20 protein-coding genes are annotated in these 26,221 nt (G+C 74.4%); 12 read left to right on the top strand and 8 right to left on the bottom strand.

The features are described 5' to 3' along the window. From AB0E98_RS15535 to AB0E98_RS15515, 5 genes are all read left to right on the top strand, one after another. Complete coding sequence (locus AB0E98_RS15535; protein WP_361702465.1) at window positions 1-1,533, top strand: NADH-quinone oxidoreductase subunit C; 1,533 nt, start codon at window positions 1-3, stop codon at window positions 1,531-1,533. Between the two features lie 118 nt (window positions 1,534-1,651). Continuing rightward, window positions 1,652-2,593, top strand: coding sequence for a threonine/serine dehydratase (locus tag AB0E98_RS15530; protein WP_361702463.1), 942 nt, complete (start codon window positions 1,652-1,654; stop codon window positions 2,591-2,593). Window positions 2,594-2,710: 117 nt separating this feature from the next. Beyond that, window positions 2,711-3,202: a hypothetical protein gene (locus AB0E98_RS15525; protein ID WP_361702461.1), complete on the top strand. Its 492-nt coding sequence runs from the start codon at window positions 2,711-2,713 to the stop codon at window positions 3,200-3,202. A 12-nt stretch (window positions 3,203-3,214) separates the two neighbouring features. Further along, the gene (locus tag AB0E98_RS15520) at window positions 3,215-5,137 is read left to right on the top strand and encodes a GMC family oxidoreductase (protein ID WP_361702459.1); all 1,923 of its coding nucleotides are present in this window, start codon (window positions 3,215-3,217) and stop codon (window positions 5,135-5,137) included. After that, entirely contained in the window at window positions 5,134-6,264 is a 1,131-nt protein-coding gene (locus AB0E98_RS15515; RefSeq protein ID WP_361702458.1) for a ferritin-like protein, read from the top strand. Before AB0E98_RS15520 ends, AB0E98_RS15515 begins: the two co-directional genes overlap by 4 nt. Here the strand turns inward: AB0E98_RS15515 and AB0E98_RS15510 are convergent. The 4 genes from AB0E98_RS15510 to AB0E98_RS15495 form a co-directional block, all read right to left on the bottom strand. Beyond that, window positions 6,221-7,579: a DUF6777 domain-containing protein gene (locus AB0E98_RS15510; RefSeq protein ID WP_361702456.1), complete on the bottom strand. Its 1,359-nt coding sequence runs from the start codon at window positions 7,577-7,579 to the stop codon at window positions 6,221-6,223. The genes AB0E98_RS15515 and AB0E98_RS15510 overlap by 44 nt on opposite strands. 16 nt (window positions 7,580-7,595) lie before the next feature. Further along, window positions 7,596-9,140, bottom strand: coding sequence for a serine/threonine-protein kinase (locus AB0E98_RS15505; protein WP_361702454.1), 1,545 nt, complete (start codon window positions 9,138-9,140; stop codon window positions 7,596-7,598). Window positions 9,141-9,264: 124 nt separating this feature from the next. Further along, window positions 9,265-10,383 carry an alpha/beta hydrolase-fold protein gene (locus AB0E98_RS15500; RefSeq protein WP_361702452.1) on the bottom strand — a complete coding sequence of 373 codons (1,119 nt, stop codon included), beginning with the start codon at window positions 10,381-10,383 and terminating at the stop codon, window positions 9,265-9,267. Between the two features lie 143 nt (window positions 10,384-10,526). Then, window positions 10,527-11,930 carry a short-chain fatty acyl-CoA regulator family protein gene (locus AB0E98_RS15495; RefSeq protein WP_361702450.1) on the bottom strand — a complete coding sequence of 468 codons (1,404 nt, stop codon included), beginning with the start codon at window positions 11,928-11,930 and terminating at the stop codon, window positions 10,527-10,529. A gap of 244 nt (window positions 11,931-12,174) precedes the next feature. Here AB0E98_RS15495 and aceA point away from each other — a divergent pair, with 244 nt between their 5' ends. Both aceA and AB0E98_RS15485 read left to right on the top strand, forming a co-directional pair. Beyond that, on the top strand, window positions 12,175-13,452 hold the full coding sequence (gene aceA, locus AB0E98_RS15490) for an isocitrate lyase (RefSeq protein WP_361702448.1): 1,278 nt from the start codon (window positions 12,175-12,177) through the stop codon (window positions 13,450-13,452). After that, window positions 13,449-14,318, top strand: coding sequence for a 3-hydroxybutyryl-CoA dehydrogenase (locus AB0E98_RS15485; protein ID WP_361702446.1), 870 nt, complete (start codon window positions 13,449-13,451; stop codon window positions 14,316-14,318). The genes aceA and AB0E98_RS15485 overlap by 4 nt, the downstream gene beginning before the upstream one ends. A 5-nt stretch (window positions 14,319-14,323) precedes the next feature. On the opposite strand, the gene AB0E98_RS15480 is transcribed toward AB0E98_RS15485, so the two are convergent. The 3 genes from AB0E98_RS15480 to AB0E98_RS15470 form a co-directional block, all read right to left on the bottom strand. Further along, window positions 14,324-14,923, bottom strand: coding sequence for a histidine phosphatase family protein (locus AB0E98_RS15480; protein WP_361702445.1), 600 nt, complete (start codon window positions 14,921-14,923; stop codon window positions 14,324-14,326). A gap of 524 nt (window positions 14,924-15,447) precedes the next feature. Next, the gene (locus tag AB0E98_RS15475) at window positions 15,448-16,581 is read right to left on the bottom strand and encodes a glycosyltransferase (RefSeq protein ID WP_361702443.1); all 1,134 of its coding nucleotides are present in this window, start codon (window positions 16,579-16,581) and stop codon (window positions 15,448-15,450) included. Between the two features lie 13 nt (window positions 16,582-16,594). After that, a complete protein-coding gene (locus AB0E98_RS15470) occupies window positions 16,595-17,350 on the bottom strand; it encodes a polysaccharide deacetylase family protein (protein ID WP_361702442.1) in 756 nt (251 codons plus the stop codon). Window positions 17,351-17,465: 115 nt separating this feature from the next. Here AB0E98_RS15470 and AB0E98_RS15465 point away from each other — a divergent pair, with 115 nt between their 5' ends. Together AB0E98_RS15465 and AB0E98_RS15460 are read left to right on the top strand one after the other, a co-directional pair. Continuing rightward, window positions 17,466-18,047 carry an SRPBCC family protein gene (locus AB0E98_RS15465; RefSeq protein ID WP_361702441.1) on the top strand — a complete coding sequence of 194 codons (582 nt, stop codon included), beginning with the start codon at window positions 17,466-17,468 and terminating at the stop codon, window positions 18,045-18,047. Between the two features lie 67 nt (window positions 18,048-18,114). Next, window positions 18,115-19,047 (top strand): NADP-dependent oxidoreductase, encoded by a 933-nt coding sequence (locus AB0E98_RS15460; RefSeq protein ID WP_361702439.1) that lies wholly within the window; start codon window positions 18,115-18,117, stop codon window positions 19,045-19,047. 28 nt (window positions 19,048-19,075) lie between these two features. Here the strand turns inward: AB0E98_RS15460 and AB0E98_RS15455 are convergent, their stop codons facing one another. Beyond that, entirely contained in the window at window positions 19,076-20,260 is a 1,185-nt protein-coding gene (locus tag AB0E98_RS15455; protein WP_361702437.1) for an ABC transporter substrate-binding protein, read from the bottom strand. A gap of 760 nt (window positions 20,261-21,020) precedes the next feature. Between AB0E98_RS15455 and AB0E98_RS15450 the strand changes: the two genes are divergently transcribed. The 3 genes from AB0E98_RS15450 to AB0E98_RS15440 all read left to right on the top strand — a co-directional run bounded on the left by AB0E98_RS15450 (window position 21,021) and on the right by AB0E98_RS15440 (window position 26,215). Further along, window positions 21,021-23,189: a hypothetical protein gene (locus AB0E98_RS15450; RefSeq protein ID WP_361702435.1), complete on the top strand. Its 2,169-nt coding sequence runs from the start codon at window positions 21,021-21,023 to the stop codon at window positions 23,187-23,189. A 63-nt stretch (window positions 23,190-23,252) separates the two neighbouring features. After that, window positions 23,253-24,770 carry a GT4 family glycosyltransferase PelF gene (pelF, locus tag AB0E98_RS15445; protein WP_361702434.1) on the top strand — a complete coding sequence of 506 codons (1,518 nt, stop codon included), beginning with the start codon at window positions 23,253-23,255 and terminating at the stop codon, window positions 24,768-24,770. Continuing rightward, entirely contained in the window at window positions 24,767-26,215 is a 1,449-nt protein-coding gene (locus tag AB0E98_RS15440) for a hypothetical protein (RefSeq protein ID WP_361702433.1), read from the top strand. Before pelF ends, AB0E98_RS15440 begins: the two co-directional genes overlap by 4 nt. Window positions 26,216-26,221: the final 6 nt, after the last annotated feature.

Below are 26,221 nucleotides of genomic sequence, written 5' to 3'. Positions count from 1 at the left end.
GTGGAGTCGCTCGACACGGGCACGGGATCAAGGACCATCACCGTCACCGACGCCGCCGAGCTGCCCGCGCGCTTCGCCGAGCTGCTGCGCGCCGGCCACCGCCTCGCCCTGGTCGCCGCCCACCACGACCCGGCCCACGGCGACCGCGACCGCGCCGTGCGGGTCGTCCACCTCTTCGTCTCCGGCCCGCCCGACACCCGTACCGAACTGCATGTGCGCCTCGACCCCGACGCGCCGGAACTGCCCACCCTGGCCCGGCTCTCCTTCCCCGGGGGACGCTTCGAGCGCGAGACGCGCGACCTGTACGGCATCGTCCCCCGGGACCACCCGCTGCCCCACCGGCTCGTGCGGCACTTCCACTGGCCGCGCGGCTGGTACCCGATGCGCCCGGACGCGGGACCGCCCCCGCCGTTCGGCGAGCCCGAGGGCCCGTACCCCTTCCTGGAGGTCGAGGGCGACGGCGTCTACGAGATCCCCGTCGGCCCGGTGCACGCCGGGCTGATCGAGCCCGGCCACTTCCGGTTCTCCGTGGTCGGGGAGACGATCATCAAGCTCAAGGCCCGGCTGTGGTTCACGCACAAGGGCGTCGAGAAGCTCTTCGAGGGCCGCACCGCCGGGCGCGGGCTGCCACTGGCCGAGCGCGTCAGCGGCGACACCGCCGTGGGACACGCGCTGGCCTACTGCCTGGCCGTGGAGGAGGCCCTCGCCGTCCGGGTGCCCGACGCCGCCCGTCGCGCGCGGGCGCTGCTCCTGGAACTCGAACGGCTCCACAACCACGTCGCCGACCTGGGCGCGCTGTGCAACGACGTCGGCCACGGCGTGCTCAACGCCCAGGCCCAGTGCGTCCGGGAGGAGTTGCTGAGGCTCAACCGGGAGGTCACCGGGCACCGGCTGCTGCGCGGCGGCGTCGTCCTCGGCGGTGCGGAGCTGCGCTCCGTGCCCCGCCCGGACCGGATGCGGGCGCTCGGCGAGGACATCCGCTCGATCGTGGAGCTGGCCCTGGGCCACACCACCGTCCGGGACCGCTTCACGGGCACGGCCCGGCTCGCCGCCGGGGCCGCCCGGGACCTGGGCTGCCTGGGCTACGTGGCACGGGCCAGCGGCCTGGCGGCCGACGCGCGCCTCGCCCATCCGCTGTACGACTACGGCCCCGCGCTGCGCGTCCCGGTCCACTCGGGCGGCGACGTGCTGGCCCGGTTCCTGGTGCGGGCGGAGGAGATCGACACCTCGCTGGCCCTGGTCGAACACCTCACGGACGGCCTGGCGCCGGGCGCCACCGTGGCCCTGCCGCCGGAGGCCGGCCCGGCGGCCCCCGGCCCCCGCTCGGGCGTCGGGCTCGCCGAGGGCTGGCGCGGCACGATCGCCACCCGCGTCGAACTCGGCCCGGGCCCCGTACTGAGCCGGGTGAAGATCGTGGATCCGTCGTTCTTCAACTGGCCCGCGCTCCCGGTGGCCTTGGCGGACACGATCGTCCCGGACTTCCCCCTGGCGAACAAGAGCTTCAACCTCTCCTACGCGGGCAATGATCTCTGATATCGCATCAGAACCCCTATCCCGCCGAATGACCGGTGAAAACAGGGCCGTCCGGCCCGGTGGCCACCGGAAACGATCCCGTACCGTGGAGTGATCCATTCATTCGAAGGAGCAGGTCGTGTGTGATCTCACCTATGACGACATCAAGCGGGCCGCCGACCGGCTGGCCGGGCGCACCCGGCCCGTCGCCGTCGTCGAGGGCGACGACGGCATCTGGCTGGCGCTGGAACACATGCAGCACACCGGCTCCTTCAAGGCGCGCGGCGCCTACAACTTCCTCGCCGCCCACCGCGAGGCCGGCACGCTGCCCGAGGCCGGTGTGACCATCGCCTCCGGCGGCAACGCCGGGCTGGCCTGCGCGTGGGCCGCCCGGCTCCAGGGTGTGCGGGCCACGGTCTTCCTGCCCGAGAACGCCCCCCACGTCAAGGTGGCCAAGCTGCGCGGCTACGGCGCGGACGTCCGCCTGGTGGGTGCCGAGTACGCCGAGGCGCTGGCGGCCTGCGAGGAGTTCGCCGTGACCACCGGCGCCCTGGCCAGCCACGCCTACGACCACCCGCTGATCGCGGCCGGGGCGGGCACGCTCGTCGACGAGATCCGGGCCAAGGTCCCCGGGCTGGACACCGTGGTCGTCGCGGTCGGCGGCGGCGGGCTGTTCTCCGGCGTCGCCACCGCCGCCGGCCACCACGGCGTACGGACCGTCGCCGTCGAGCCGGAGGGCTGCCGCACGCTGAACGCCGCGCTGGAGGCCGGCCGGGTCGTCGACGTGCCCGTCGACTCCGTCGCCGCCGACGCGCTCGGCGCCCGCCGGGCCTCGCGTACCGCCCTGGCCATCGCCCGGGACCCCGGCGTGCGGTCCGTGCTGGTGCCCGACACCGCGATCGTCCGCGCCCGCCAGGCCCTCTGGGACGACCGCAGGCTGGCCGTCGAACACGCCGCCGCCACCGCTCTCGCCGCCCTGGCCGGGGGAGCGGACGCCGCGTACGCGCCCGCCGAGGGCGAGCGCGTGGCCGTGGTGGTCTGCGGCGCCAACACCGACCCCAGCGACCTCGTGCGACGCTGAGGAACCAGGGGTACGCCCCCTGCCATCACCGCGAGGAATGAAGGGTGTTCACCCCTCTTCCGCCCATTGCGGACGGTCCGCTAGAAAAGCGGCAGTCGTATGGACGGGGGAGTACGGATGGACACCCAGCACACGGCATCACCACCCACACCCGCCACGCCGGACCCGGCGCCCCCGGAATGCGCCGGGTTCGTCGAACTCTCCGTACGCCTCACCGGCTTCGGCGAGTTCGACCTCCGGGGCACCGGCATGGTCCGGCTCTACCACGACACCACCCTCGACCAGCTGGGCCGGCCGGCCGTGGGCCGCTTCCTCGACGACCTGGCCGCCGCCGGGGGCGACCCCGGCGCCCTCGCCGACGAGGTCTCGCGCGACATCGCCCGGGCCATCACCCACCTGTGGTACCTGGGCGTCTGGCCGCCCCTCGCCCGCGCCACGCACACGGCGCTCGGCCGCGAGAAACCCAACACCGCCTTCGTCGTCTCGCCCGAGGCCTGGACCGAGGGCCTGGCCTGGCGGACCTTCCACGGCCACCCGCCGGGCGCCCGTCCGCCCGGCTTCGGCACCTGGGCCGACCCGCCCCCCCGGCGCCCCCGGCCCGGCGGCTGAGGAGGGGACGGCATGACCGCCCGTCAGCCCACCGGGCGCCGCCACGACGCCATCGTCGTCGGCGCCGGGCTCGCCGGCTCCCTCGTCGCCAAACACCTCGGCGACCGGGGATGGCGCGTCCTCGTCCTGGAGGCCGGCACCCGCACCCTGGACACCTGGCCGGGCCACCTCGACGCCCTGAACACCTATTACGCGGCCCTGGCCAAGGTCCCCAACGCGCCCTACCGGGCCAACGCCGCCGCGCCCTCCCCGGACGTCCTCGACCTGGAGGGCCTGCCGTCCGGCGGCTACCGGGCCCACGGCTACTTCGTCCAGGACGGACCCCTGCCCTACGCCAGCGACTACCTGCGCGCCTCCGGCGGCACCACCCTGCACTGGATGGGCCTGGTGCCCCGGATGCACCCGGACGACTTCGCCGTGCGCGCCGACTACGGCTACGGACGGGACTGGCCCCTCGGCTACACCGACCTGGAACCCCACTACCGGGCCGCCGAACACGCCCTGGGCGCCGCCGGGGACGCCGACGAGCAGCGCGACGCCATCGGCCTGCCCTTCCCGCCCGGCTACGCCTACCCGATGCGCCCGATCCCCCGCAGCCACCTCGACCGGGTCCTCGCCGCCCGCCTCGACGGCACCTCCGTCCGGGAGACCCCGGACGGGCCCGGGACCGTCCTGCGCGTGGTCACCACCCCGCACGCCCGCAACAGCACCCCCGACCCGCGGTACGACGGCGGCCGCGGCTACCGTCCCGCCGGCGCGGTGGGGCTGCCCAACTACGGCGAACGGTGCGTGGGCAACGCCTCCTGCGTCCCCGTCTGCCCCGTCCAGGCGAAGTACGACGCCCGCAGGACCCAGGCCACCTGGAGCCACCGGGTCACCCTCCTCGCCCGCGCCGTGGCCGGCCGGGTCCTCGTCGCGGGCAACGGACGCGTCCTCGGCGTCGAGTACCAGCGCTACGACGACCCCGCGAGCCCCGCGCACACCACCCACACCGCCGAGGCGGACGTCGTCGTCCTCGCCGCCCACGCCGTCGAGAACGCCAAGCTGCTGCTGCTCTCCGGGCTCGCCAACAGCAGTGACCAGGTGGGCCGCAACCTCATGGACCACCCCACCCTGCTCACCTGGGGCCTGCTCGACCGGCCCGTCGGCCCGTTCCGGGGCCCCGGCTCCACCTCCGGCCTGGAGGGCTTCCGCACCGGGCCCGCCCGGCGCGCCCGCGCCCCCTTCCGCGTGGAGATCGCCAACTGGGGCTGGAGCTGGCCCACCGGCGCCCCGGCGAGCGACGTCGCCCGCCTCCTCGGCATCGAGGCCGGCACCGGGGCGCCGCGCGGCGAGGGCCTCTTCGGCACCGCGCTGCGCGAGACACTCGGCCGCGAGGTCGGCCGTCAGCTGTGCCTCCAGTTCGCCATGGAACAGGACGCCGAGAGCCGCAACCGCGTCACCGTCGACCCCCGCCACCGCGACGGGCTCGGCAATCCGCGGCCCGTCCTCACCTACGACCTCTCCGACCACGTCAAACGCGGCATCGCCGCCGCCCGGGCCGTCTCCGGCCGCCTCTTCGCCCTGCTGGGCGCCGACGACCGGACCGCGTACGCGCCGGGGCCCGCCGCCCCCGGCTGGTACCGCTTCGACGGACGCGACTACGTCTTCCAGGGCGCGGGCCACGCGGCCGGCACCCACATCATGGGGAGTTCGCCCACGACCTCCGTGGTCGACCCGTGGCAGCGCTGCTGGGACCACCCCAACCTCTACGCCGTCGGCTGCGGCAGCATGCCCTCGGTCGGCACCTCCAACCCCTCGCTCACCATGGCCGCCCTCGCGCTCCGCAGCGCCGAGGCCGTCGACCGCGACCTCGGGGAGCTCCACCGGCCCCGGGTCGTCCACCCCGCCCCGCCCGTGCGGGACGAGGCCCGCCTGCCGGAGGGACGGACATGACCGCCGCGGACGCCACGCCCCCGCTCGCCGTCCTGGCGGAGCCGCCGTTCCGGGTGCCGCGCGACCGCGCGGACCTCCAGTTGTTCCTCCAGGCCGCGCTGACGCTGGAGCACCTCACCATCCCGCCCTACCTCACCGCCATGTACACGATGCGGGCGGGCACCAACCGGCCCGCCTTCTTCGTCATCCGTAGCGTGGTGCTGGAGGAGATGCTCCACATGACGCTCGTCGCCAACCTCCTCAACGCGGTCGGCGGCCGGCCCCTCGTGGCCCACTCGCGGTTCGTCAGCGCCTACCCCGCCCGGCTGCCCTTCAGCAGGGACGGCGTCACCGTCGCCCTGCGCCACTTCGGCGTCGAGGCGCTGGAGACCTTCCTGGCCGTCGAACGGCCCGCCTACGTGGCCGGGCCACCCGGTCACCCATCGGTGCGCGAGGACGACGGCTGGACCTCGGTCGGCCAGTTCTACCGCACCATCCGGGAGGGCGTGCTCCGGCTGGCGGACGGACTCGGCGAGCGCGAGCTCTTCAACGGCGACCCCGCGCGCCAGGTGGGGCCCCGGGACTTCTACAACTCCGGCGGAGAGGTCTTCCCCGTCACGGACCTCGCCTCGGCGCTCACCGCCCTGCGGGTGATCGCCGAGCAGGGCGAGGGCGCCGACCGGACCGTCTTCGACTCCGACGACAGGCTCTTCGGCGAGGCCCGGCAGCCCGCGCACTACTTCCGCTTCGACGAGATCCTCCGGCAGCGCTCCTACGGGCCCCACGACACCCCCGCCACCGGGCCGACCGGCCCGGCGTCCCCGGTGACCTGGCACGACGCCTACCCCATCGACCCCGCCGCCCGGGCCGCCGACTACCCGCCGGACGGGGAGGTCCGGCGGGCAGCCGACCGCTTCGACGACGTCTACGCGCTCCTGCTGTGCGTCCTCGAACAGGCCTTCACCGGCGACCCCGGGGCGCTGCGCCGGACCGTGCCCACCATGCTGGAGCTCCGCGACCTCGCCGGGTGGCTCTGCCGCAACCCCCACCCCGACCCGGAGCGGCGGGCGCGGGGGCTGTACGCGTCGCCGACGTACGAGATCACTAGTAGCCGGTTGGCGCGTGCCCGGTCGGAGCCGGCGGGTTGACGGCAGGCGGGGCCTCCGTCTTCCGTTCCGGTGGGGCTTCCGTCCGCTCCGGCGGGGCTGCCGTCCTCACGGGCGGGGCCACGGCGGTGGTGTGCGCGGGCGGCGGCGCGGCGGCCGTCGTCCGTACGGGCGGGGGCGCCACGGCCGTGGTGTGCGCGGGCGCGGCGGTGGTGGCGTGCGTCGGCACCGTGCCCGGCGTCCGGCTGTACGTGGGCGGCGGAGGGGCGATCGACTTCTGCGGGGGCGTGTACGTACCGCCGCCGCCACCGGTCCGTGACGGCGCCGGGAGCGAGGGCGGCTTGGACGCCGTGTGCCCGCCGCCGGACGACGGGCTGTGACCGCCGGTGCCCTTGCCCGACGGGGTGGCCGACGGGGACGGGGTCGAGGACGGGCCCTGTCCCGACGACGGGCCCGAGCCGGAGGGGGAGTCCGAGGGTGAGTCGGAGGGGGAGCCCGTACCCGGCTCGGACGGGGAGCCGGACGCGGAACCGGAAGCGGAACCGGAGGGAGACCCGGACCCCGCGTCCGACGGGGAACCGGACCCGCCCGGCCGCGACGGAGTCGGCGACGGCAGGGGATACGGCTTGCCGTCCGTCGAGCCGTCTCCCTTGGCCGGCCGGTCGAAGGCCTTGTCGGGCTGCCGGACGTCGACGAGCGAGACCGACTTCAGGGGGCCCTGCTCGATGGTGCGCGCCTCGATCACGGTGATCTGGGTGACCTCGAAGCGCTCCCACTTGGTCCCGGTGTAGGTGGACCCCTTCCGGTCGACGTCGTCCGGCTTCCCCAGCGGATTGCCGCAGTTGCATTTCACGGCCGGGGTCCCGTAGTCGTCCCGGAGGATGGTGACGCCCGCCTGGAGGACGGAGAGGTAGGCGACGGTCTTGCCGTCGCCCTGGTAGTTGTGGTTCTCGACCAGGGTGTCCTGGACGAGGGTGATCTCGCTGAGGCCGTTGATGTGGTCCTTGATCTTTTCGAAGGCGATGCCCCGCACACCGGCCCAGGCCTTCCCCTTCACCGGATCCTGGGTCAGCTGGTCGATCAGCTTGGCCCTGTCGCAGCGGGTCATGCCCGGCGTGCCGCCGAACGCCCCCCGGGCGTCGGCCCGGGTGGTGCTCCCGTTCAGCGGAACGGCCTTGACCCCCTGGACGTCGGGTCCCGGGGCGGCGACGAACGGCTGCGCCGCCACCAGGCCCGCCGCCTCCAGGGCGATGTTCGACGGCTTCCCCCCGTCCGAGGAGCAGGCCGTCAGGCCCGCGCCGGCCAGCAGCACGGGCACCGTCAGCAGTGAGACGATCCTGGTCCGTTGCACACTCACACCCCCGATAGCGCGACTAACACGACGTCACCCAGCCACCGCCGCACGTCGTCCGCGGGCTGGGAGATGGTTCGTAGGTGGGGGACGGGGACGGGTCGCCGGACCCGTCGTTCCCCGTCGGCCCGGTGGCCGGGGCCTGGCTCTGCCCGTCCTGGCCCCCGCCCGTGCCCTGGGAGACCGAGGCGGTGGGCCCGCCGCCCGGGGTCCCCGTGCCCTTGTCCCCCGCGTCGCGCAAGGCGATCACTCCGGCGGTGCCCCCGGCGACCAGGACCAGCGCGGTGACGGCCGCCACGATCCAGGCGGCCTTCCGCCGCCCGGGATCCGGCAGCGGATCCGGATCCGGGCGCACCGGGTACGCGGGGTGGCGCGGATCGCCGTAGGACGGGCCGACCAGGGGCGTGGCGAGGCCCCCCTGCTGGAGCCCGACCGGTACGGGCGGCGGGGTCGGGGAGGCGACCGGGGCGGGCCAGGGCCTCGGGGCCGGTGCGGGCGTAGGTGACCGCGTGGGCGTCGGCGTGGGCGTCGGTGAAGGCGGCGGCGCGGGCACGGACGTGGGCGTCGGCGCGGATGACGGCGTCGGTGACGGCGACGGCGTTGGCGTTGGCGTGGACGTGGGTGTGGGCGTGTACGGCGGTGGCGTCTCCCGTACGGGCACGGGCCCCGGCGGCGGGGTCTCCGTCCGGGCGTGCACCGGCTCGTCGAGGGTCGTGGGCACGTACCCCGGATGCTCCGTCAGCCGGCCGGCGGCGACGGCCTCCAGGAGTTGCTCGGCCTCGGCGGAGCCCATCCGCCGCGCGGGGTCCTTCCGCAGCAGCCCCTCCAGCAGCGACGCCAGCGGGCCGGCGCGCCGGGGTGGCGCCAGCGGGTCGTCGACGACGGCCCGCAGCGTGCTGAGGGCGTCGCCGCGCCGGAACGGCGACACCCCCTCGACCGCCACGTACAGCAGGGTGCCCAGCGACCAGAGGTCGGAGGGGATGCCGGGGCGCTTGCCCGTCGCCCGTTCCGGGGCGAGGTACTCGGCTGAGCCGATGAGGTCGCCGGTGCGGGTGAGGGTGCCCGCGCCCTCGACGAGCGCGATGCCGAAGTCGGTGAGGACGACCCGGCCGCCGGACTCCAGCAGGACGTTGGCCGGTTTGACGTCGCGGTGGAGCACCCCCACGGCATGGGCGGCGCGCAGCGCCTGGAGCACCAGGGCGCCGATGCGGGCGGCCTCCTTGGGCGTCAGCACCCCCTCCCGGCGGAGCACGGCGTCCAGGGACTGCCCGCGCACCAGCTCCATCACGATCCAGGGGCGGCCCTCCTGCTCCACCACGTCGTGCACGGTGATGACGTTGGGGTGGCTGATCCGGGCGGCGGCGCGGGCCTCCTGTTTGAGCCGGGCGTAGAGGACGCGTACGTCGTCGGCGCTCATCCGCTCCGGCGCCTGGACCTCCTTCGCCGCCACCTCGCGGTCCAGCACCTCGTCCAGGGCCAGCCAGACGACGCCCATGCCGCCCCGGCCGAGCTGCTCCAGGAGCCGGTAGCGCCCGGCCAGCAGTGGTTTGCGGCGTTCCGTGTCCATTTGCCGTACGCCCCTTCCCCCCGCGTACGGCGTACGGAGCCGTGCGCATTCGGGCCACACTGGCTGGGACGTGGTGCCTGCCGATACCGTTCCCCTCCGGTGGTGAAGGGCGTGTGCGCAGGCGTCAGCGGCGGGTGGCGAGTTCCTTGTCGAGCCAGCGGAGCACCACGGGGTATTCCTCGCGCCAGGTGACGAAGTTGTGGCCGCCCTCCTCGCGCACCAGCTTCTCGACCTTGGTGGGGGGTTTGGCCTTCCCCGCGAACTTCTGCATCTGCGCGTAGTACTTCTCCTCGCCCTTCTCGCTGGCGGCCAGGAGCAGGGAGGCCGGGGGAGGGGGCATGTGCTCCAGACGCCACGTCAGGTCGGACTCGTTCTTGAGCTGCTTGTTGCCGGCGTAGAGGTCGCCGGTGTCGCGGTCCTGGCGGGCGAAGAGGTCGGTGGACAGGCCGGCGGCGGCGCCGTACCGGTAGGGGTCGGTCATGGCCATCTTCAACGCGCAGTAGCCACCGGTGGAGTTGCCGACCGCACCCCAGGCGCCCCGGGCGTTGTCCACGCGGTAGACGTCGTTGACGGCGATCGGGACGTCCTGGTTGAAGAAGGTCAGCGCCTGCGGACCACCGGGCACGTCCGTGCAGTTGGTGTCGCGGTCCGCCACCACCGAGGGACGCAGCATCAGCACGATCGTCGGCTTCATCTCGCCCGCCATCACGGCCTTGGAGGCGGCCTGGGGGACCTTGGCCTTGGTGATGAGGTTGATGGACTGGCCGGGCTGGCCCGTGATCGCCACGATCACGGGGAAGGTGTCCTTCTCATGCGCCTTCTGGAAGTACTGGGGCGGGAGATAGGCGAAGCCGTCCATGCTCAGACCGGTCACCGGGCCGTTGATCTCGATCCGGTCCACCTGTCCGGCCTTCTCCTTCGGGCCGAGGCCGACGGGCTCCTGTCCCTTGACCGTCAGGGCCGGGGGCCGCTTGCCGTTGCCCGAACCGCTTTGCAGCGCCTGCTTGCGGGAGTTCTGGCCGAGGAGTTCCTTCCACGTGGAGTAGAAGCCGAACTCGTTGTTCGCCGCGACGAGGAGCACGGACAGGATGCAGAGCTGGGCCAGCACGAGCATCCCGAGGCGGGAGGCGAACGCCAGGGGCCCCTTCTTCGCGGCCCGCGGCCACAGCCATAGGACCAACGCGGTCACCGCGACGGCTATGACCACCAGGGTCAGCAGAAAGGTCTGGGACGTAAGGCCCACGGTTGTCGCTCCTCTTCACGGGGGGTCTCCTGGAGAGAGGGCAAACGACGGGACAAGGTTTCCTGCATAAGGGCCTTTTTCATCGTATAGCCGTACCGGAACCCTCGCGCTCCGGTGACCAGGACCTGTGGCCGGGCCCCTGGTCAGGGCTGTTCCACCGGGTACGGCACGAAGGTCGTGCGGTTCTCGTCGACGGCCAGCCGGCGGCCCAGGGGCGGTACGGCCCGCTGGGGGCAGTCCAGCCGTTCGCAGACCCGGCAGCCCATGCCGATGGGCGTCGCGGCCGACGCGTCGGCCAGGTCGAGGCCGGCGGAGTAGACCAGCCGGTGCGCGTGCCGGATCTCGCAGCCCAGGCCGATGGCGAAGGTCTTGCCGGGCTCGTGCCAGCCGCCCCGGGAACGGGTGACCGTACGGGCCGTCCACAGATACCGCCGGCCGTCCGGCATGGCGGCCATCTGCACATGGACCCGGCCGGGCGAGGCGAAGGCCTCGTAGACGTTCCACAACGGGCAGGTGCCCCCGCCGCGGGAGAAGTGGAAGCCGGTGGCGGACTGCCGCTTGGAGAGGTTGCCCGCCCGGTCGACGCGGACGAAGGAGAACGGCACGCCCCGCGCCCCCGGCCGCTGGAGGGTGGACAGCCGGTGGCAGACGGTCTCGTAGCCGACCCCGAAGTGGTCGGCGAGGCGCTCGGCGTCGTAGCGCGTCTCCTCGGCGGCGGTGTGGAAGACGCCGTACGGCAGGATCAGCGCGGCCGCGAAGTAGTTGGCGATGCCGATCCGGGCGGGCGTCCAGGCGGGGGAGTCCTCCGCGAAGTCCTCGGCCGCCTGCCGGGAGAGCTCCCGCCCGTACTCCAGCAGCGCCAGTTGCGTCGCCATCCGGAAGGCCTGCTGGCCGGGGCGGAGCCGGGGCGAGTAGTGCAGCACCCGGGAGACCGGGTCGTAGCGGTGCTGCTGCTCGGCGTCGGCGACCAGCCGGACGCCGTGGTGTTCGGCGAGCCGCGCCGCCAGCGCCTGCCGGACCTCGCCGCGCCGCAGCCCGATCCCGGCCGCCAGGCCCTCGGCGGCCGTGTCCAGGTCGTGGAGGTAGTTCTGGCGCCGGTAGAAGAACTCCCGCACCTCGTCGTACGGGGTGCGGCCCAGGACGGCGGCCTCGTCCGGCCCCCGGTCGCCGGCGAGTTCGGCCACCCGCTCGGTGAGCGCGCGGTTGCGGCGGTCGAGGTCGAGGAGGATCCGGGCCACCGTCGGCAGCCGGTGTGCGAGCTCACTCAGCTCGGCGGGGGAGACCCGGCCGCCCTCCGGCCCGTCCGCGAGCGCCTCCCGCAGGTCCGCCATGAGGCGGTTGGTGTCCCGCTCGGCGAAGAAGCCGGGATCCACGCCGAACGCCTCGGTCAGCCGCAGCAGTACGGGCACGGTCAGCGGCCGGGCATCGTGCTCCATCTGGTTGAGGTAGCTCGGCGAGACGGCCAGCCTCCGGGCCAACTCGGCCTGGCTGAGTCCGCGTTCCTCGCGCAGCCGGCGCAGCCGGGCGCCGGCATAGGTCCTGCCCATACCCGCGAGCGTAGTGGTGTTGGCAACATTCGCAAAGTGGCCGTGGACCCTTCGCGGAAATCGGCACGCGGCCACCGTCGACGGCCGTACGACGCCGGTGGGAGAGTCGTCGCACGGCCGGCCCGGCCCTGAGGGGGGCCGGGCCGACGGCCTTCGCAGGCATTCCGTTTCTTCGCACGCTTCGCACACTTCGCACGCCTCGCCGTCACGGCGACGGACTCTCCGACACACCCCGGGAGGGGACATGCAGCAGGCGGAAACCACGGCCGCGGCACTCGCGGAGCGCTGGGCCACCGAGGAACGCTGGCAGGGCGTCGAACGGACCTACGGCGCCGAGGACGTGATACGGCTCTCCGGCAGCGTCCGCGAGGAACACACACTGGCCCGGCGCGGCGCCGAGCGCCTGTGGCGCGAACTGCGCGAGCGCGACTACGTCCACGCGCTCGGCGCCCTCACCGGCGGCCAGGCCGTGCAGATGGTCCGGGCCGGGCTGCGCGCCGTCTACCTCTCCGGCTGGCAGGTCGCCGCCGACGCCAACCAGGCCGGGCACACCTATCCCGACCAGAGCCTCTACCCGGTCAACTCCGTTCCCACCGTGGTCCGCAGGATCAACAACGCCCTGCTGCGCGCCGACCAGATCGCCACCGCCGAGGGCGACACCTCCGTGGACTGGCTCGCGCCGATCGTCGCCGACGCCGAGGCCGGCTTCGGCGGCCCGCTCAACGCCTTCGAGCTCACCAAGGCGATGATCGCCGCCGGCGCGGCGGGCATCCACTACGAGGACCAGCTCGCCTCCGAGAAGAAGTGCGGCCACCTCGGCGGCAAGGTCCTCGTGCCCACCGCCCAGCACATCCGCACCCTCAACGCGGCCAGACTCGCCGCCGACATCGCCGACGTCCCCACCCTGATAGTGGCCCGCACGGACTCGCTCGCCGCCAACCTGCTCACCAGCGACGTCGACGAGCGCGACGCCCGGTTCTGCACGGGCGGGCGCACGGCGGAGGGCTTCTACCGCGTCGAGCCCGGCATGGCCCCGGTCATCGCGCGCGGCCTGGCCTACGCCCCCTACGCCGACCTGCTGTGGGTGGAGACCGGCACCCCCGACCTCGCCCAGGCCCGCGAGTTCGCCGAGGCGATCCATGCCCGGTACCCGGGCAAGGCGCTGGCCTACAACTGCTCGCCGTCATTCAACTGGAAGGCCGCGCTCGACGACGACCGGATCGCCAAGTTCCAGCGTGAGCTGGGCGCGATGGGCTACCGCTTCCAGTTCATCACCCTGGCCGGCTTCCACTCCCTCAACCACGCGATGTTCGACCTCGCGCGCGGCTACGCCGAGCACGGCATGACCGCCTACGTCGACCTCCAGGAACGGGAGTTCGCCGCCCAAGAACAGGGCTTCACCGCCGTCAAGCACCAGCGAGAGGTCGGCACCGGATACTTCGACCTGGTGTCCACCGCCCTCAACCCCGCCGCCGAGACGCTCGCCCTGCGCGGCTCCACCGAGGAGGAGCAGTTCCGGTGACCGGCACCCCGATCAGCCGCGTCGGCGTCGTCGGCGGCGGGCAGATGGGCGCGGGCATCGCCGAGGTGTGCGCCCGCGCCGGGCTCGACACGGTCGTCTGCGAGGCCGACGCCACGGCCCTGCGCGCCACGCGCGAGCGGATCACCCGCTCGCTCGACCGGGCCGTCGGCCGGGGCAAGGCGACGGCGGACGAACGCGACGCCGCCCTCGCCCGGATCGTCCTCACCGCCGACCTCGACGACATGGCCGACCGGCAGCTCGTCGTCGAGGCCGTGGTGGAGGACGCCGGCGTCAAGGCGGAGGTCTTCGCCGGCCTCGACAAGATCGTCGAGGATCCGGCGGCCGTCCTGGCCACCAACACCTCCTCCGTCCCCGTGATGCGGCTGGGCATGGTTACCGCGCGCGCCGACCACGTCATCGGCCTCCACTTCTTCAACCCCGCGCCGGTCATGCCGCTGATCGAGGTCGTCACCTCCCTCCATACGGGCACCGAAACCCTGCGCACGGCGGAGGCGTTCATCACCACGACGCTCGGCCGCCGGGTGATCCGCTCCCAGGACCGGGCCGGCTTCGTCGTCAACGCGCTGCTGGTCCCGTACCTCCTCTCCGCGATCCGCATGGCCGAGTCCGGCTTCGCCACCGCCGGTGACATCGACACGGGCATGGAGCTCGGCTGCGCCCACCCCATGGGTCCGCTCGCCCTGGCCGACCTCATCGGCCTCGACACGGTCCTGGCGATCACGGAGTCGCTCTACGAGGAGTTCCGCGAACCGCTCTACGCGGCACCGCCGTTGCTGCGGCGGATGGTGGAGGCGGGGCTGCTCGGCCGCAAGGCGGGGCGGGGGTTCCACCCGTACCAGGGCTGACCCCGCTACCCCGTGGATCCCAGTGCCTTCCCGCACCGCAGATTCCACCGGCCCGCCCGCCCGCTGAGCGCGGTCAGCGTCAGCGGTCGCACATCCAGCCGCCAGAACGCCTGCGACGGCAGCGCGAGCGCGTGCACGACCGCCGCCCGGATCACGGCGGGTTCGGCGACGGCCAGCACCCGGCCGTCGCCGGACCCGTCCTCCTCACCGCTTTCGCCCCCGAGCCCGTCGAGCCAGGTGCCGACCCGCTCGACGAGCGCGACCACCGACTCGCCCCCGTGCGGCGCCGCCCCCGGGTCCGCCAGCCACGCGGCCACGGCCTCCGGTTCGGCGGCGGCCAGTTCGTCGAGGCTCCGGCCCCGCCACCGGCCTACGGCCAGATCGGCGAGCGCGGGGGCGGGTTCCGGTGAGAGCCCCAGGGCGGCGGCCGTCCCCCGGCAGCGGAGGGAGGGCGCGGTCAGCTGCCGGGAGGCCCGTGGCACGGCCCCGGCGGCCGCGCGGGCCCGGGCGAGGCCGCGCTCGTCGAGCGGGCAGTCGTCGTCGAACCGGGCCGCGCGAAGGGCGGCGCTGGTGGCGGGGGAGATGAGCAGGGCGCGCACGGTCATGGGGCGGATTGTGCCCGAGGGCGGTCCTACCGTCATGGCGAGGGCGGTGTGGGTTCGGCGCGAACCGGCCGCCGACGTGATGCCGTTGCACCGTGTCAGGCGGTGTGGCATGGTGAAACCCTCAGCGACGGCGGCTACCGTCGCCGAGGGTTTCTAGGAGCTAACGGTCATCTGCCCCATGTTGCTGGTGGGACAGCGGATCGTCCTTATGATTCAGGGCCTGGTTCAGCCCTTCACGGACGGCGTAGCTGACCAGGGCGGTGAATACCGCCCCGGCAGCTCGCTTCGCCATGCGCCGGGCCTGAGCCCGGACGAACCATGTCGGTCGCTCCTTGCGGTGACGCCCCATAGGCGCCCCCTCTCTACGGGTGCGCCATAGCCGTTGGCGCTCGGAGGACGCCCATGCCGGGCGCCCAGCGCGAGCGTCCGGAAGTAGCGGTCCTCAGAGAGGGGGCGCACGAAGGTGCGCCGCCGGGGCCGAGCATATCCCTTCCGGTCCCCAAGTCCTGCCATGTCGGCGGAAATTACGGGTGAGGGAAACTCCGTTCACCGGAACGAGTGTGCACCGCCAGCATCCCCCGCACCGTCCGCTCCCACGGGAACTCCTCCGCCCGCTTCCGCGCCGCCGCGCGGCGGCGGGGTTCGGGGACGGCCAGCAGGTGGATCACCGCGTCCGCCGTCGCCTCCGGCGTCGAGGGGACGGCCAGGCCCGCGTCCGGGGCGAGGAGTTCAGGAGCCGCGCCGGTGTCCGCCGTGACGACCGGAGTGCCGCAGGCCAGGGCCTCCAGAACGGACAGGCCGAAGGACTCCACCGGGCAGGGGGCCAGCGCCACGTCCGCCCGCGCGAGCGCCCGGGCCACGGCGTGGCGGTCGGTCACATGGCCGTGGAAGCGCACCGGCAACCCGTCCTCGTATGCCCGCCGTTCCAGGCGGCCGCGCTCCGGGCCGGTGCCCAGGACGTCCAGACGGGCCGGGACGCCGCGCCGCAGCAGTACGCGCAGTGTCTCCAGGGGGAGACGGGGGTGCTTCTCCGCCGACAGGCGGCCCACGTACACCAGCCGCACCACCGCCTCCTGAGCGGTTGGATCCGGTGAGAACTCCGGTGAGAAGACATCCAGGTCGACGCCGAGCGGCACCCGGTAGAGCGCCGGGGCCGCCACGCGCGCGAACTCCGCGCAGGAGAAGGCGGACGTCGCCACCACGGCGTCGAACGCCCCGGCCAGGCGCCGGTTCCACGCGTCCGACGGTCGCGCCAGCGCGGTGGGCCGCAGCGGCAGCCGGGGCGCCAGGATGGCGTCCAGGCGTTCGTGGGAGAGCAGCACCGCCCGGATCCCCCGGGCACGGGCCCAGCGCGCGGCGTGGACGAGGGTGAACTTGTCGGACACCTCGACGGAGTCCGGTGTCAGGCGCCCCAGCAGCGCCCGCAGCGTACGCAGTGCCGGGGGCGAGCAGATCAGCCGGTAGCCGCCGCCCACCCGGACCCCGGGCAGGGCGACCCGGAGCCCGGCGGTGTCGCGCCACGCCCCGTACCGGGGGCCCGGAGTGATCAGGACCCGTTCGTGGCCCGCCGCCGCGTAGCCGTGGCCCAGCGCGTCCAGCGCGGTCCGCAGGCCGCCGGAGGCCGGGCCGTGGAAGTTGGCGAGCTGGACGATCCTCACGCGCCGTCGTCCCTCACGCGCCGTCGTCCCCCGGGCGGCGCCGGGCGCGCACCAGAGCGGCGTACGTCCAGGGGCGGGCCCCCGCCGCGAGGGCGAGGTCGACGGCCTCCAGGGCGTGTTCGCGCAGGCCCGGCCGGTCCAGGTCGGCCGGGTGGAGGGCGATGCGGAAGGGCCTGCCGCGCCCGGACCACCGGCCGGCCGCCGTGCGCATCAGGCGGGCGCCGGCCCTTTCCCCGAGGCCGCCCGGCCGGTGGGACAGCGCCGGCATCCGGTGCCGGGCGCCGGTGCGCAGGTCGTGCACCGCCAAGTGGCTGGTGGTGTATTCCAGGCCCACCGCGCGCAGGGCCGCGAGCGACCCCGGCGAGGCGAGCCAGCCCGGCGGGGTGAAGCCTTCCGGGACGATCCCCACGGAGGCGAGCGCGGCCAGCCCGGCCGTGAGCCGGCGGTGGGCCTCCGCCTCGTCCAGTGCGCAGAACTCCGCGCAGCCGCGCGCCAGCACACGGTTCAGCCACCGCCGCGCGGGCGGGCCGCCGGGCACGGCCCGGTGGGTGCAGCCGTGGAGGGAGAGCTCGTGCCCGCGCCGGGCCGCCTCGTGGAGCCAGCGCACCAGGGCCGGGTCGTCCGGCAGCCGGGTCCCGCGCCAGGCGCCCGGTACGAGCAGCAGCGTCGCGGGCACCCCCCGCGCGTCCAGCTCGGCCAGCCAACGGCGGCTGCGCGAGAAGCTCCAGGGGGCGACGTCGTGCACCGAGACCACGAAGACCGCTGTCACCCTCCCAGGATCCTCCGGCCGGTGTGACGTGCGCCGTACGTCCGGGTGAACACCCTCTTCCGGGTGCAGACTGTTGTTCGACAGAGTGGCAGGCAACCGGAGTTCAGGAGAATGTATGCGCTATGCGGACGGGCCCGGCGTCCACGAAGAGGTCCACATCGGCGCGGCCCCGGCCGAGGTCTGGAGACTGGTGGCCGACATCGGCCTGCCCGCCCGGATCAGCACCGAACTCCAGCGGGTCGAGTGGCTGGACGGCGCCACCGGGCCGGTGCTCGGCGCGGCCTTCGAGGGCCACAACCGCCACCCGGTGGGCGGCGAGTGGCGGACCGTCTCGTACATCGTCGCCCTGGAGCCCGAGCGGCTGTTCGGCTGGGCGGTCACGGACCCGGACAACCGGTTCGGGGGCGGCGTCGCCGATCCCTCGTACCCCCTCGCCACCTGGAAGTTCGAGCTCCGGCCCGAGGGCGGGGGGACGCTGCTGCGGCAGTCGGTGCGGGTCGGGCCGGCGCCCTCCGGGCTCAGCGCCGCCATCGGCCGGATGCCGGACCGCGAGGAGCAGATCCTCGCCATGCGCCTGGGCGAGCTGCGCGAGGGCATACGGGCCACCCTGGAGGGCGTCAGGCGGCTCGCCGAGGAGCCGGCCCGGGAGGCGGGGGCCGGCACAGGGGCCGAGGCGGGCGCCGGAGCGGGGGCGTAGGGCGAAATCAGGGGCGGGACGGCCCGGCCTGGCACGGAAAATCCTGATTTTCGATGATGGTGATTCCATGACCAAGACCAAGGCCATCTCCTTCAGCGCCTTCGGCCCCGCCGAAGTGCTCCGGCTCGGCGGCACCGATCTGCCCGTCCCCGGGCCCGGGCAGGTCCGGATCGCCGTCCGCTGCGCGGGCGTCAACCCGCTCGACCACAAGATCCGCAGTGGTGCCATGGAAGCGGTCTTCCCCACCGGACTGCCGCACGTCCCCGGCGTGGAGGCGTCGGGTCTGGTGGAGGCGGTCGGCGAGGGGGTCACGGAGGTACGGGCGGGGGACGCCGTCCTGGGCCGCACCCTCACCGGCGCCTACGCCGAACAGGCCCTGGCCCGCGCCGACCAGCTGGTGGTCAAGCCCCTCTCGCTGCCCTGGGAGGAGGCCGCGGCCCTGCCGGTGGCGGCCGAGACGGCGCTGCGGTGCCTGGACGAGCTGGGCGTGGGCGCCGGGGAGACGCTGCTGGTCCACGGCGCGGCCGGTGGGGTGGGCACCATGACCGTGCAGTTCGCCCGCGCGCGGGACGTGCGGGTGATCGGCACGGCGAGCGAGTTCAACCACGAGTACCTGCGGGGCCTCGGCGCCCTCCCCGTCACCTACGGGGAGGGCCTGGCCGGGCGGGTGCGGGGGATCGCCCCCGAGGGGGTGGACGCGGCGCTGGACGCGGTCGGCAAGGGCGACGCGGTCGCGGTGTCGGTGGAGCTGACCGGCGACCCCGGCCGGGTGCTGTCCATCGCCGACGCGGAGGGCGCCCGGCGCCACGGCGCGCGCTTCAGCCCGGGCGGTACGGGAGCGGGCACGGTGCCCGCGATCGAGGCCGCCCTCGCCCTCCACGAGGCGGGGATCCTCCAGCTGCCGATCCACCGGGTCTATCCGCTGGCGGAGGCCGCCGAGGCGCACCGCGCCAGCGAGCACGGGCACCTCACCGGGAAGATCGTCATCGCGGTGGCCTGAGTGGTGGCCGCCCGAGTGGGCGGCCCGGTCAGAGCCCGACCGTGAGCTCCGCGTCCCGTCTGATGTGCGGCAGCCGGGTGTTGGTGACCAGGGCGAGCTCACGCGTCCCGCCCCGGCCCGGCCGCCACTGCCCGCCGATCAGCGGCAGCAGGGCGACATTGCGTACGGGCCCGGCGGTGAAGTCGAGGGGGCCCGCGACCGTGGCCAGCCGGGTCGTGCCGAGGGCCGCCGCGACCGCGTGCCGGTCGGTGGGGTCGGCGGCGGTGGTCAGGGCGTGGACGGCGACCTCCAGCAGGGCGTGGGCCAGGCCCAGGGGCTGGAGCCAGGGCCGTCCGGTGGTGATCCGGTAGTCCTGGGCCAGCCGGGCCGCCGTGGTGTCGTCCAGCGAGGAGCGGTAGGGGTGCCGGGGCGTCCAGTAGACGAGCGTGGCGATCCTGGCGTTCGCCAGTCCGTCCGGGGCCGCCGACGCCCGGGGGCAGTCCAACTGGCGCGAACAGGTGATCAGCCGGGTGCGCAGCCCCGCCTCGCGGGCCTGCCGGTGGAAGAGGGCCAGGTCCGCCACGGTGGCAGCGCCGGTGACGACATCGGTCCCGGCCTCCTTGAACCGCCGGACGATGCCCGCGAACCCGGTGGCCGGCTCCCGGTAGCCGCCCGGGTCGATCAGGGTGTGGCCGCGCGCGGCCACCACGGGCGCGAAGCCGTACCGGGGGTGGCGCAGCGCCCACCCCTGGGGCCCGTCGTTCCATAGGCACCCCACCGTGCGGCGCGGCCCCACGCGTTCCCACATCTCCGCGAACACCACCGCGATGTCGTCCAGCCCCCACCCGAAGTGGAACGTCCAGCGGAACGCGCGCCCCGGCTCCGCGCCCCGGCCCATGGCGTACGCCTGCCAGGGGAAGCCCGTCGACAGACAGGGGATGCCCAGCACCTCGCAGGCGTCGGCCACGGCCGGCAGCACCCGGGTGCCGCCCATCACCACCACCGCCGAGGCCCCCTCGTCGCGTACGAGTTCCGCGACCGCGCGCCGCGCCCCGTCGGGGCCGGAGCGGCTGTCGCGCCAGGCGAGCCGGACCGGGCGGCCGCGCACCCCGCCCGCCAGCCGGGGGGCCAGTCTGCCGAGCGCGTAGAGCAGGGGGTCGCCCAGCCGGGCGAGCCGCCCCGTCCGCGGCACGACCGCCCCCACGCACAGCTCTCCCATCCGCCCACGAGCCACCAGGCCGCCCCCCGTTCCGCTGCCGCTCCCCGCTGTTCTCAAAGATCAACGTCCCCATCCCGCAACCTGGTTGACACGTGACACCCCGGACCCGGAAGGGTGATTCCGTATCGCCCCGCGCACCCGAACGGTCGGGTCCGGACGATTACCGTCCGTTCTCTGCACGGAAGTTGACGGTCATGGCGCTTGAATACCTAACGGAACCGGCATTCCGGACAGCCGTCATCAGGCCGATCTCGTGACGTCCGGAACCAGTGGAGGCGGATGTGCCTCCGGCCCCTGAACGTACGTCCGATGACGTTGTATACGGAAGTTGACACAGGTCACATCGGAAATGCCCCCGGACGGCCCCCCGGCGGCCGGCGGGAAGGGGTGCCGGACGCTGCGGCGGGTTTCGGCCAGCGACCCTCGGGGACCGGCCGGGCTACTCCCCGGTGCGCCCCGCGCGGGCTTCGGGCATGACGCACTATATGGCTGAGCGGACGAAGGGCAGCGATGCCTCTCGGAGCCGTGGCACTCCCGTGCCCGGAGCCCGCGTCGTCGTCGCGCGCCCCGGGCTCCCGGCGCGCGGCTGGGAACCGGACATCGGCGTCCGTTCCCTGGCAGGGGAGGAACGTTCGCGGCCGGGGTGGGGACCCGGCCGTCGGGGGGCCGATCACGATCACTCGAAGTGCGACGGCGTTCGTCAGGGGCGCCGCGCACGTATCAGGTACGGAGGACCGCGCACCCCGCGCGCGGCTCCGTCCGGGGGGAGACGTACATGGGGAGTACGACGCGCGCGGTCGCGGCCTGGGCCGCCGCCGCGATGCTGACGATGGCGCTGCCCGTGGGCAGCGCGAGCGCGGCGGACCTTCCGCCACGCATCGACCTGCGCCTACTGGTGGTCGACGACGGCGGCCCCGCCGTCGAGGCCATCCGTGCCGAGCTCGAAACAGCCGGCACCCCGTACACCAGGATCAACCTCGGCGACGCAGCCCGCCCGCGCGTCGACGAGGCGTTCCTCAGCGACACCGTGGACGGCAGACCGAGAGCCAAGTTCCAGGGCGTGGTGCTGCCCAACGACAACCCCTTCGGCGCCAACTCCGCCGAGATGACCGCCCTCGCCGGTTACGAGAAACGATTCGGCATCCGGCAGGCCGACGCCTACACCTACGCCCGCCCGGCCGTCGGGCTGAACACCCCCGACACGGGCGGCTACGCGGGCCCACTCGACGGGCAGACCGCCCAGGTGACCACGGCGGGCGCCGCCGGACCCTTCGGCTACCTCAAGAAAAACGTTCCCTTCGAGGACAACGACCCGGCCGTCAAGGAGAGTTACGGCTATATCGCCGTACCCCTCGCACAGCAGGAGAGCGGCGCCACCTACACCAGCCTCGTCGACGCGCCCGTCCCCGGCGGCTCCGCACGCGGCTCGCTGATCGGCCAGTACGACCACGACGGCCGCAGCGAACTCGTCGTCACCTTCGTCGCCAACCGCTACCAGACCCAGTTCCGCCTGGTCTCCCGCGGCATCGTGGAGTGGCTGACCCGGGGCGTCCACCTGGGCGCCGCCCGCAACTACTTCGGCGTCCACGTCGACGACGTCTTCGCCGCCGACGACCGCTGGGACACCAAGCTCAAGTGCACCCCCGGCGACGTCGACTGCCCCGGCAACCCCGACCCCAGCGCCCCCTCCCTGCGGATGACCGCCGCCGACGCGCAGTACGCCAAGCAGTGGTCCGCCACCCACAACCTGCCCATCGACTTCGCCTACAACGGCGTGGGCAGCGAGGAGTACCGGGCCTCGCACGGCGGCGCGCCCGACCCGCTGCTCCAGCAGTTCGTCGCCGACCAGAAGTCCTTCCGCTGGATCAACCACACCTACACCCATGCCTTCCTCGGCTGTGAGCAGGACACCAGCTCCGTGCCCTGGAAGTGCGCCACCGACACGGCCGGCAAGACGCGCTGGGTCAGCCGGCAGACCATCGGCTACCAGGTCGACGAGAACCTCCGCTGGGCCGCCCGCCAGGGCCTGACCCTCGACAAGGACGAGCTGGTCACCGGCGAGCACTCGGGCCTGAAGACCCTGCCGCAGCAGGGCCAGGACAACCCCGAACTCCTCCCGGTCCTCGACCGGTCGGGCGTCAAGTGGATCGCCAGCGACACCTCGCGCGAGCGCGAGCAGCGCCCGGTCGGCACCGCCCTGACCGTGCCCCGCTACCCCATGAACGTGTACTACAACGTCGGCAAGGCCACCGAGCAGGCCGACGAGTACAACTGGCTCTACACCAAGAAGGCCGACGGCGGCAGCGGCACCTGCGAGAAGTTCCCCGAGACCACCACCTGCCTGAAGAAACCCCTGGACGTCAAGACCGGCTTCCAGAGCTACATAGCCCCGCTCGAGGCCCGGATCGCCCTCGGCCACGTCCTCGGCAACGACCCGCGCCCGCACTTCATGCACCAGTCGAACCTCTCCGAGGAGCGGATCGGCTACACGGTCCTGGAGAAGGTCCTCGCCGACTACGCCGGCCTCTACGCCGACAACACCCCGCTCGTGAACCTCCGGATGCGCGACATCGGCGACGAGCTGAGCCGCCGCGCCGCCTGGAGCGCCGCCGTGACCGCAGGCAAGGTCACCGGCTACCGCGTCGGCAACACCGTCACCATCACCACGCCCGCCGGGCTGAACACCACCGCGACCGTCCCGGGCGGCACCACCGCCCAGGGCGGCACCCCCTTCGGGACCGCCTACGCCGGCGCCCAGTCCGGCTGGAGCACGCCCGCCGCCGACCAGACCCAGCTCACCCTCACCCTGCCCGCCGGCACCCCCGTCGCCCGTGTCGCGGACGGCAGGGCCGCCCGGGTCCAGGCCCCCGCTGCCGCCCTCCCGGTGCCCCCGGGCGTCGGCCACCGCGTCCCCTTCGGGGCCGGGCACACCGAACGGCGCTGAACCGGTTCGTACCTCCGTGCTGCACCACCCCGTCCCACCGTCTCCTGGAGAGAACCGACTTTCATGCACGGACCGTCAGCCGAACCTGCGTCCGCCACTCCCTCGGTGACCCTGCTCACCGAGGGCACCTACCCCCATAGCCACGGCGGGGTCAGCGTCTGGTGCGACCAGCTCGTCCAGGGCATGCCCGACGTCGACTTCAGCGTCATCGCCGTCACCGGCACCGGCCGCGAGGCACTCGCCTGGGAACTGCCCGGCCACGTCAGGGCCGTGGACACCTTCCCCCTGTGGGGCCCGCCACCGGCCGGCCGCGCCCCGCGCGGCCGGCACCTGCGCCACTTCCTCGCCACCTACGAACAGTTCCTGATCTCCCTCCTCGACCCCGCGCGCGAAGCGCTCTTCGCGCCCGCCTTCTACCGGCTGGCCGACCACGCCGCCGACGGCACGCTCTTCGCCGCCCTGCGCGGCGAGGCGGCGGCCCGGCTGCTGACCCGGCTGTGGAACCGGCCCCACCTCGCCACGGCCGCCGCGCGCCCCACGCTCCACGACGCGCTGGCCGCCACCGACCTGCTGGAGCACGCCCTGCGCCCGCTCGCCGCACCGGCCCCCGACGAGGGGATCACCCACGCGGTCAGCGGGGGCCTGGCCACCCTCCCCGGGCTCATCGCCCACCACCGGCACGGCACCCCCTTCCTCCTCACCGAGCACGGCATCTATCTGCGCGAGCGCTACCTCAGCTTCCGCGCCGAGCCGTACCGCTGGCCCGTCAAGGCCGTGATGCTCGGCCTGTTCCGGCTGCTCGCCGAGGAGGGCTACGCGAGCGCCGCGCTCGTCACCCCCGGCAACCGCTACAACCGCCGCTGGGAGGAGCACGGCGGCACCCCGCCGGAGCGCATCCGCACCGTCTACAACGGCGTCGACCCGGCCGCCTTCCCGCCCGCCGGCCCCGAACCGGACCGGCCCACCCTCAGCTGGGCCGGCCGGGTCGACCCCATCAAGGGCCTGGAGACCCTCATCCGCGCCTTCGCGATCGTCCGGAAGGAGATACCCGACGCCCGGCTGCGCCTCTTCGGCGGCACCCCACGCGGCGGCGAGGGCTACCGCACCGCCTGCGAAGGCCTCGCCGCCGAACTCGGGGCGGCCGACGCGGTCACCTTCGAAGGACGCGTCGACGACATCCGCGACGCCTACGCCGCCGGCAACGTGGTGATGCTCTCCAGCATCAGCGAAGGCTTCCCCTTCACCCTCATCGAGGCCATGTCCTGCGGGCGCGCCACCGTCTCCACCGACGTCGGCGGCGTCCGGGAGGCGGTCGGCGACAGCGGACTGGTCGTCCCGCCGCGCGACCCCGAGGCCATGGCCCGGGCCGCGCTGCGACTGCTGCGCGAGCCCGAACTGCGCGCCAAGATGGGGGAGTCGGCCCGGCTGCGCGTCATCGAACAGTTCACCCTCCGGCAGACCATCGACGGATTCCGCGACATCTACCACGACCTCTCCGGCCTGCGGCGCCCCGTCCCCGTGGACGTCACCGCCGACCGGCCCGCCCCCGTCATGGCCATGGCCGCCGGCGGTGCGGGATGAGCGGACTGTTACGCCTCGTCCCCGGCGAACCCGAACCCTCGCACGAACTCGCCACGGCGCCCACCGGGACCCGCTCCCGGCCCCGGTGGGCCGCCGACCCCCTCGACGAACTCGCCGAGGAACTGGCCGAGGTCTGCGCGGCCGCCGTCCACCCCGACGAGATCGCCGCCGTCCTGGAGGCCGACGGCCTCACCGGCGAACAGATCGCCGAACGCTACGGCCGCGCCGACGCCTTCGAGCTCGCCGTCGAGCTCTTCGCCCGGGTGCCGCGCGGCCACCCCGAACCCGCCCCGCGCCCCGACCCCTGGCGGGCCGGGCCATGGCAGCCCCTGCTGCGCTCGGTGGTCTTCACCCTGCCCGGCTTCGGCTACGCGCTGGGCTCACCCCTCCTCGCCGGCGCCCGGGACCGCTTCGGGATGCCCGCCGGCACCTGGGCGCTGGTGGCCTCCGCCCTCACCGCCTGGGCCTGGAACCAGGGCCTGGCCCACCGCGCCTACCTCCGGCTGGCCGCCGGCGGCCGGGCCGCGGCGGGCCGCGCCCTGAGCCTGGGCGCCCCCCTGGGCGCCCTCCTCGCCACCGCCGCCGCGCTCGCCCTGAGCGCCCCGGCCGGCGTGCTCGTCTTCGCGGCGGGCCAGGCCCTCTACCTGGCCGCCGCCACCGCGCTGCTCGTCCTCGGCCGCGAACGGCTCCTGCTGCTCGCCCTGCTGCCCGTCGCCACCGGGGGGGCGGTGCTCGTCGCCGCCCGGCCGCCGGCCGCCCTCGGCACCGGACTGCTGCTCGCCACCGTCGGCGGCGCGCTCTTCGCCGCCGGCTACGAGACGCTGCGCGCCCGGCGCGGCGAGAAACCGCCCTCCGCGCCGGTGCCCCCGTCCGCCACCTCCCTGCCCTACGGCCTCTTCGGCCTGGGCTGCGGACTGCTGACCACCTTCGCCGCCCTCGGCGACGCCCTCGCCCACCACGACGGGGGCACCGCCGGACCCGCTGTCATCGCCCTCACCCTCAGCATGGGCCCCGCCGAATGGCTGCTCTACCGCTGCCGGGGCCGCTCCCTCGCGGCCCTCGCCGCCGCCACGACCACCACCGGGCTGCTGTGGCGGGCCGCCCGCGTCCTCGCCCTGTGCGCCGCCGGATACCTGGCGGCCCTGACCGCGCTCATCATGGCCGTCGGGGCGCTGTGGCCCGGCGGGGCACCGCCCGCCCCCGGCCGGCTGGCCGCCCTGCTGGCGCTCGGCGCCGTGCTGTGGACGGGCCTGCTGCTCCAGGCCTACGGCACCGCCTGGCCCCCGGCCCTGCTCTGCCTGGGCGCCGCCGCGGCCGAGGCCGGCGCGCTCCGGCTGGGCACGGCGGCCCCGGTCACCGACCAGCTCGTCATCTGTTCCGGTGCGGCGGCGGCACTGCTCGCCGTGGCCACCGCCCTGCTCGGCCGGATCACCACCCACCGCTGAGCCACC

The organism is Streptomyces sp. NPDC037389, from assembly GCF_040636475.1.
In the GTDB taxonomy this organism is placed as follows: Bacteria; Actinomycetota; Actinomycetes; order Streptomycetales; family Streptomycetaceae; genus Streptomyces; species Streptomyces hesseae.
The sequence above is the reverse complement of the archived record's forward strand: the minus strand, read 5'-3'. Positions and strand labels throughout refer to the sequence as shown.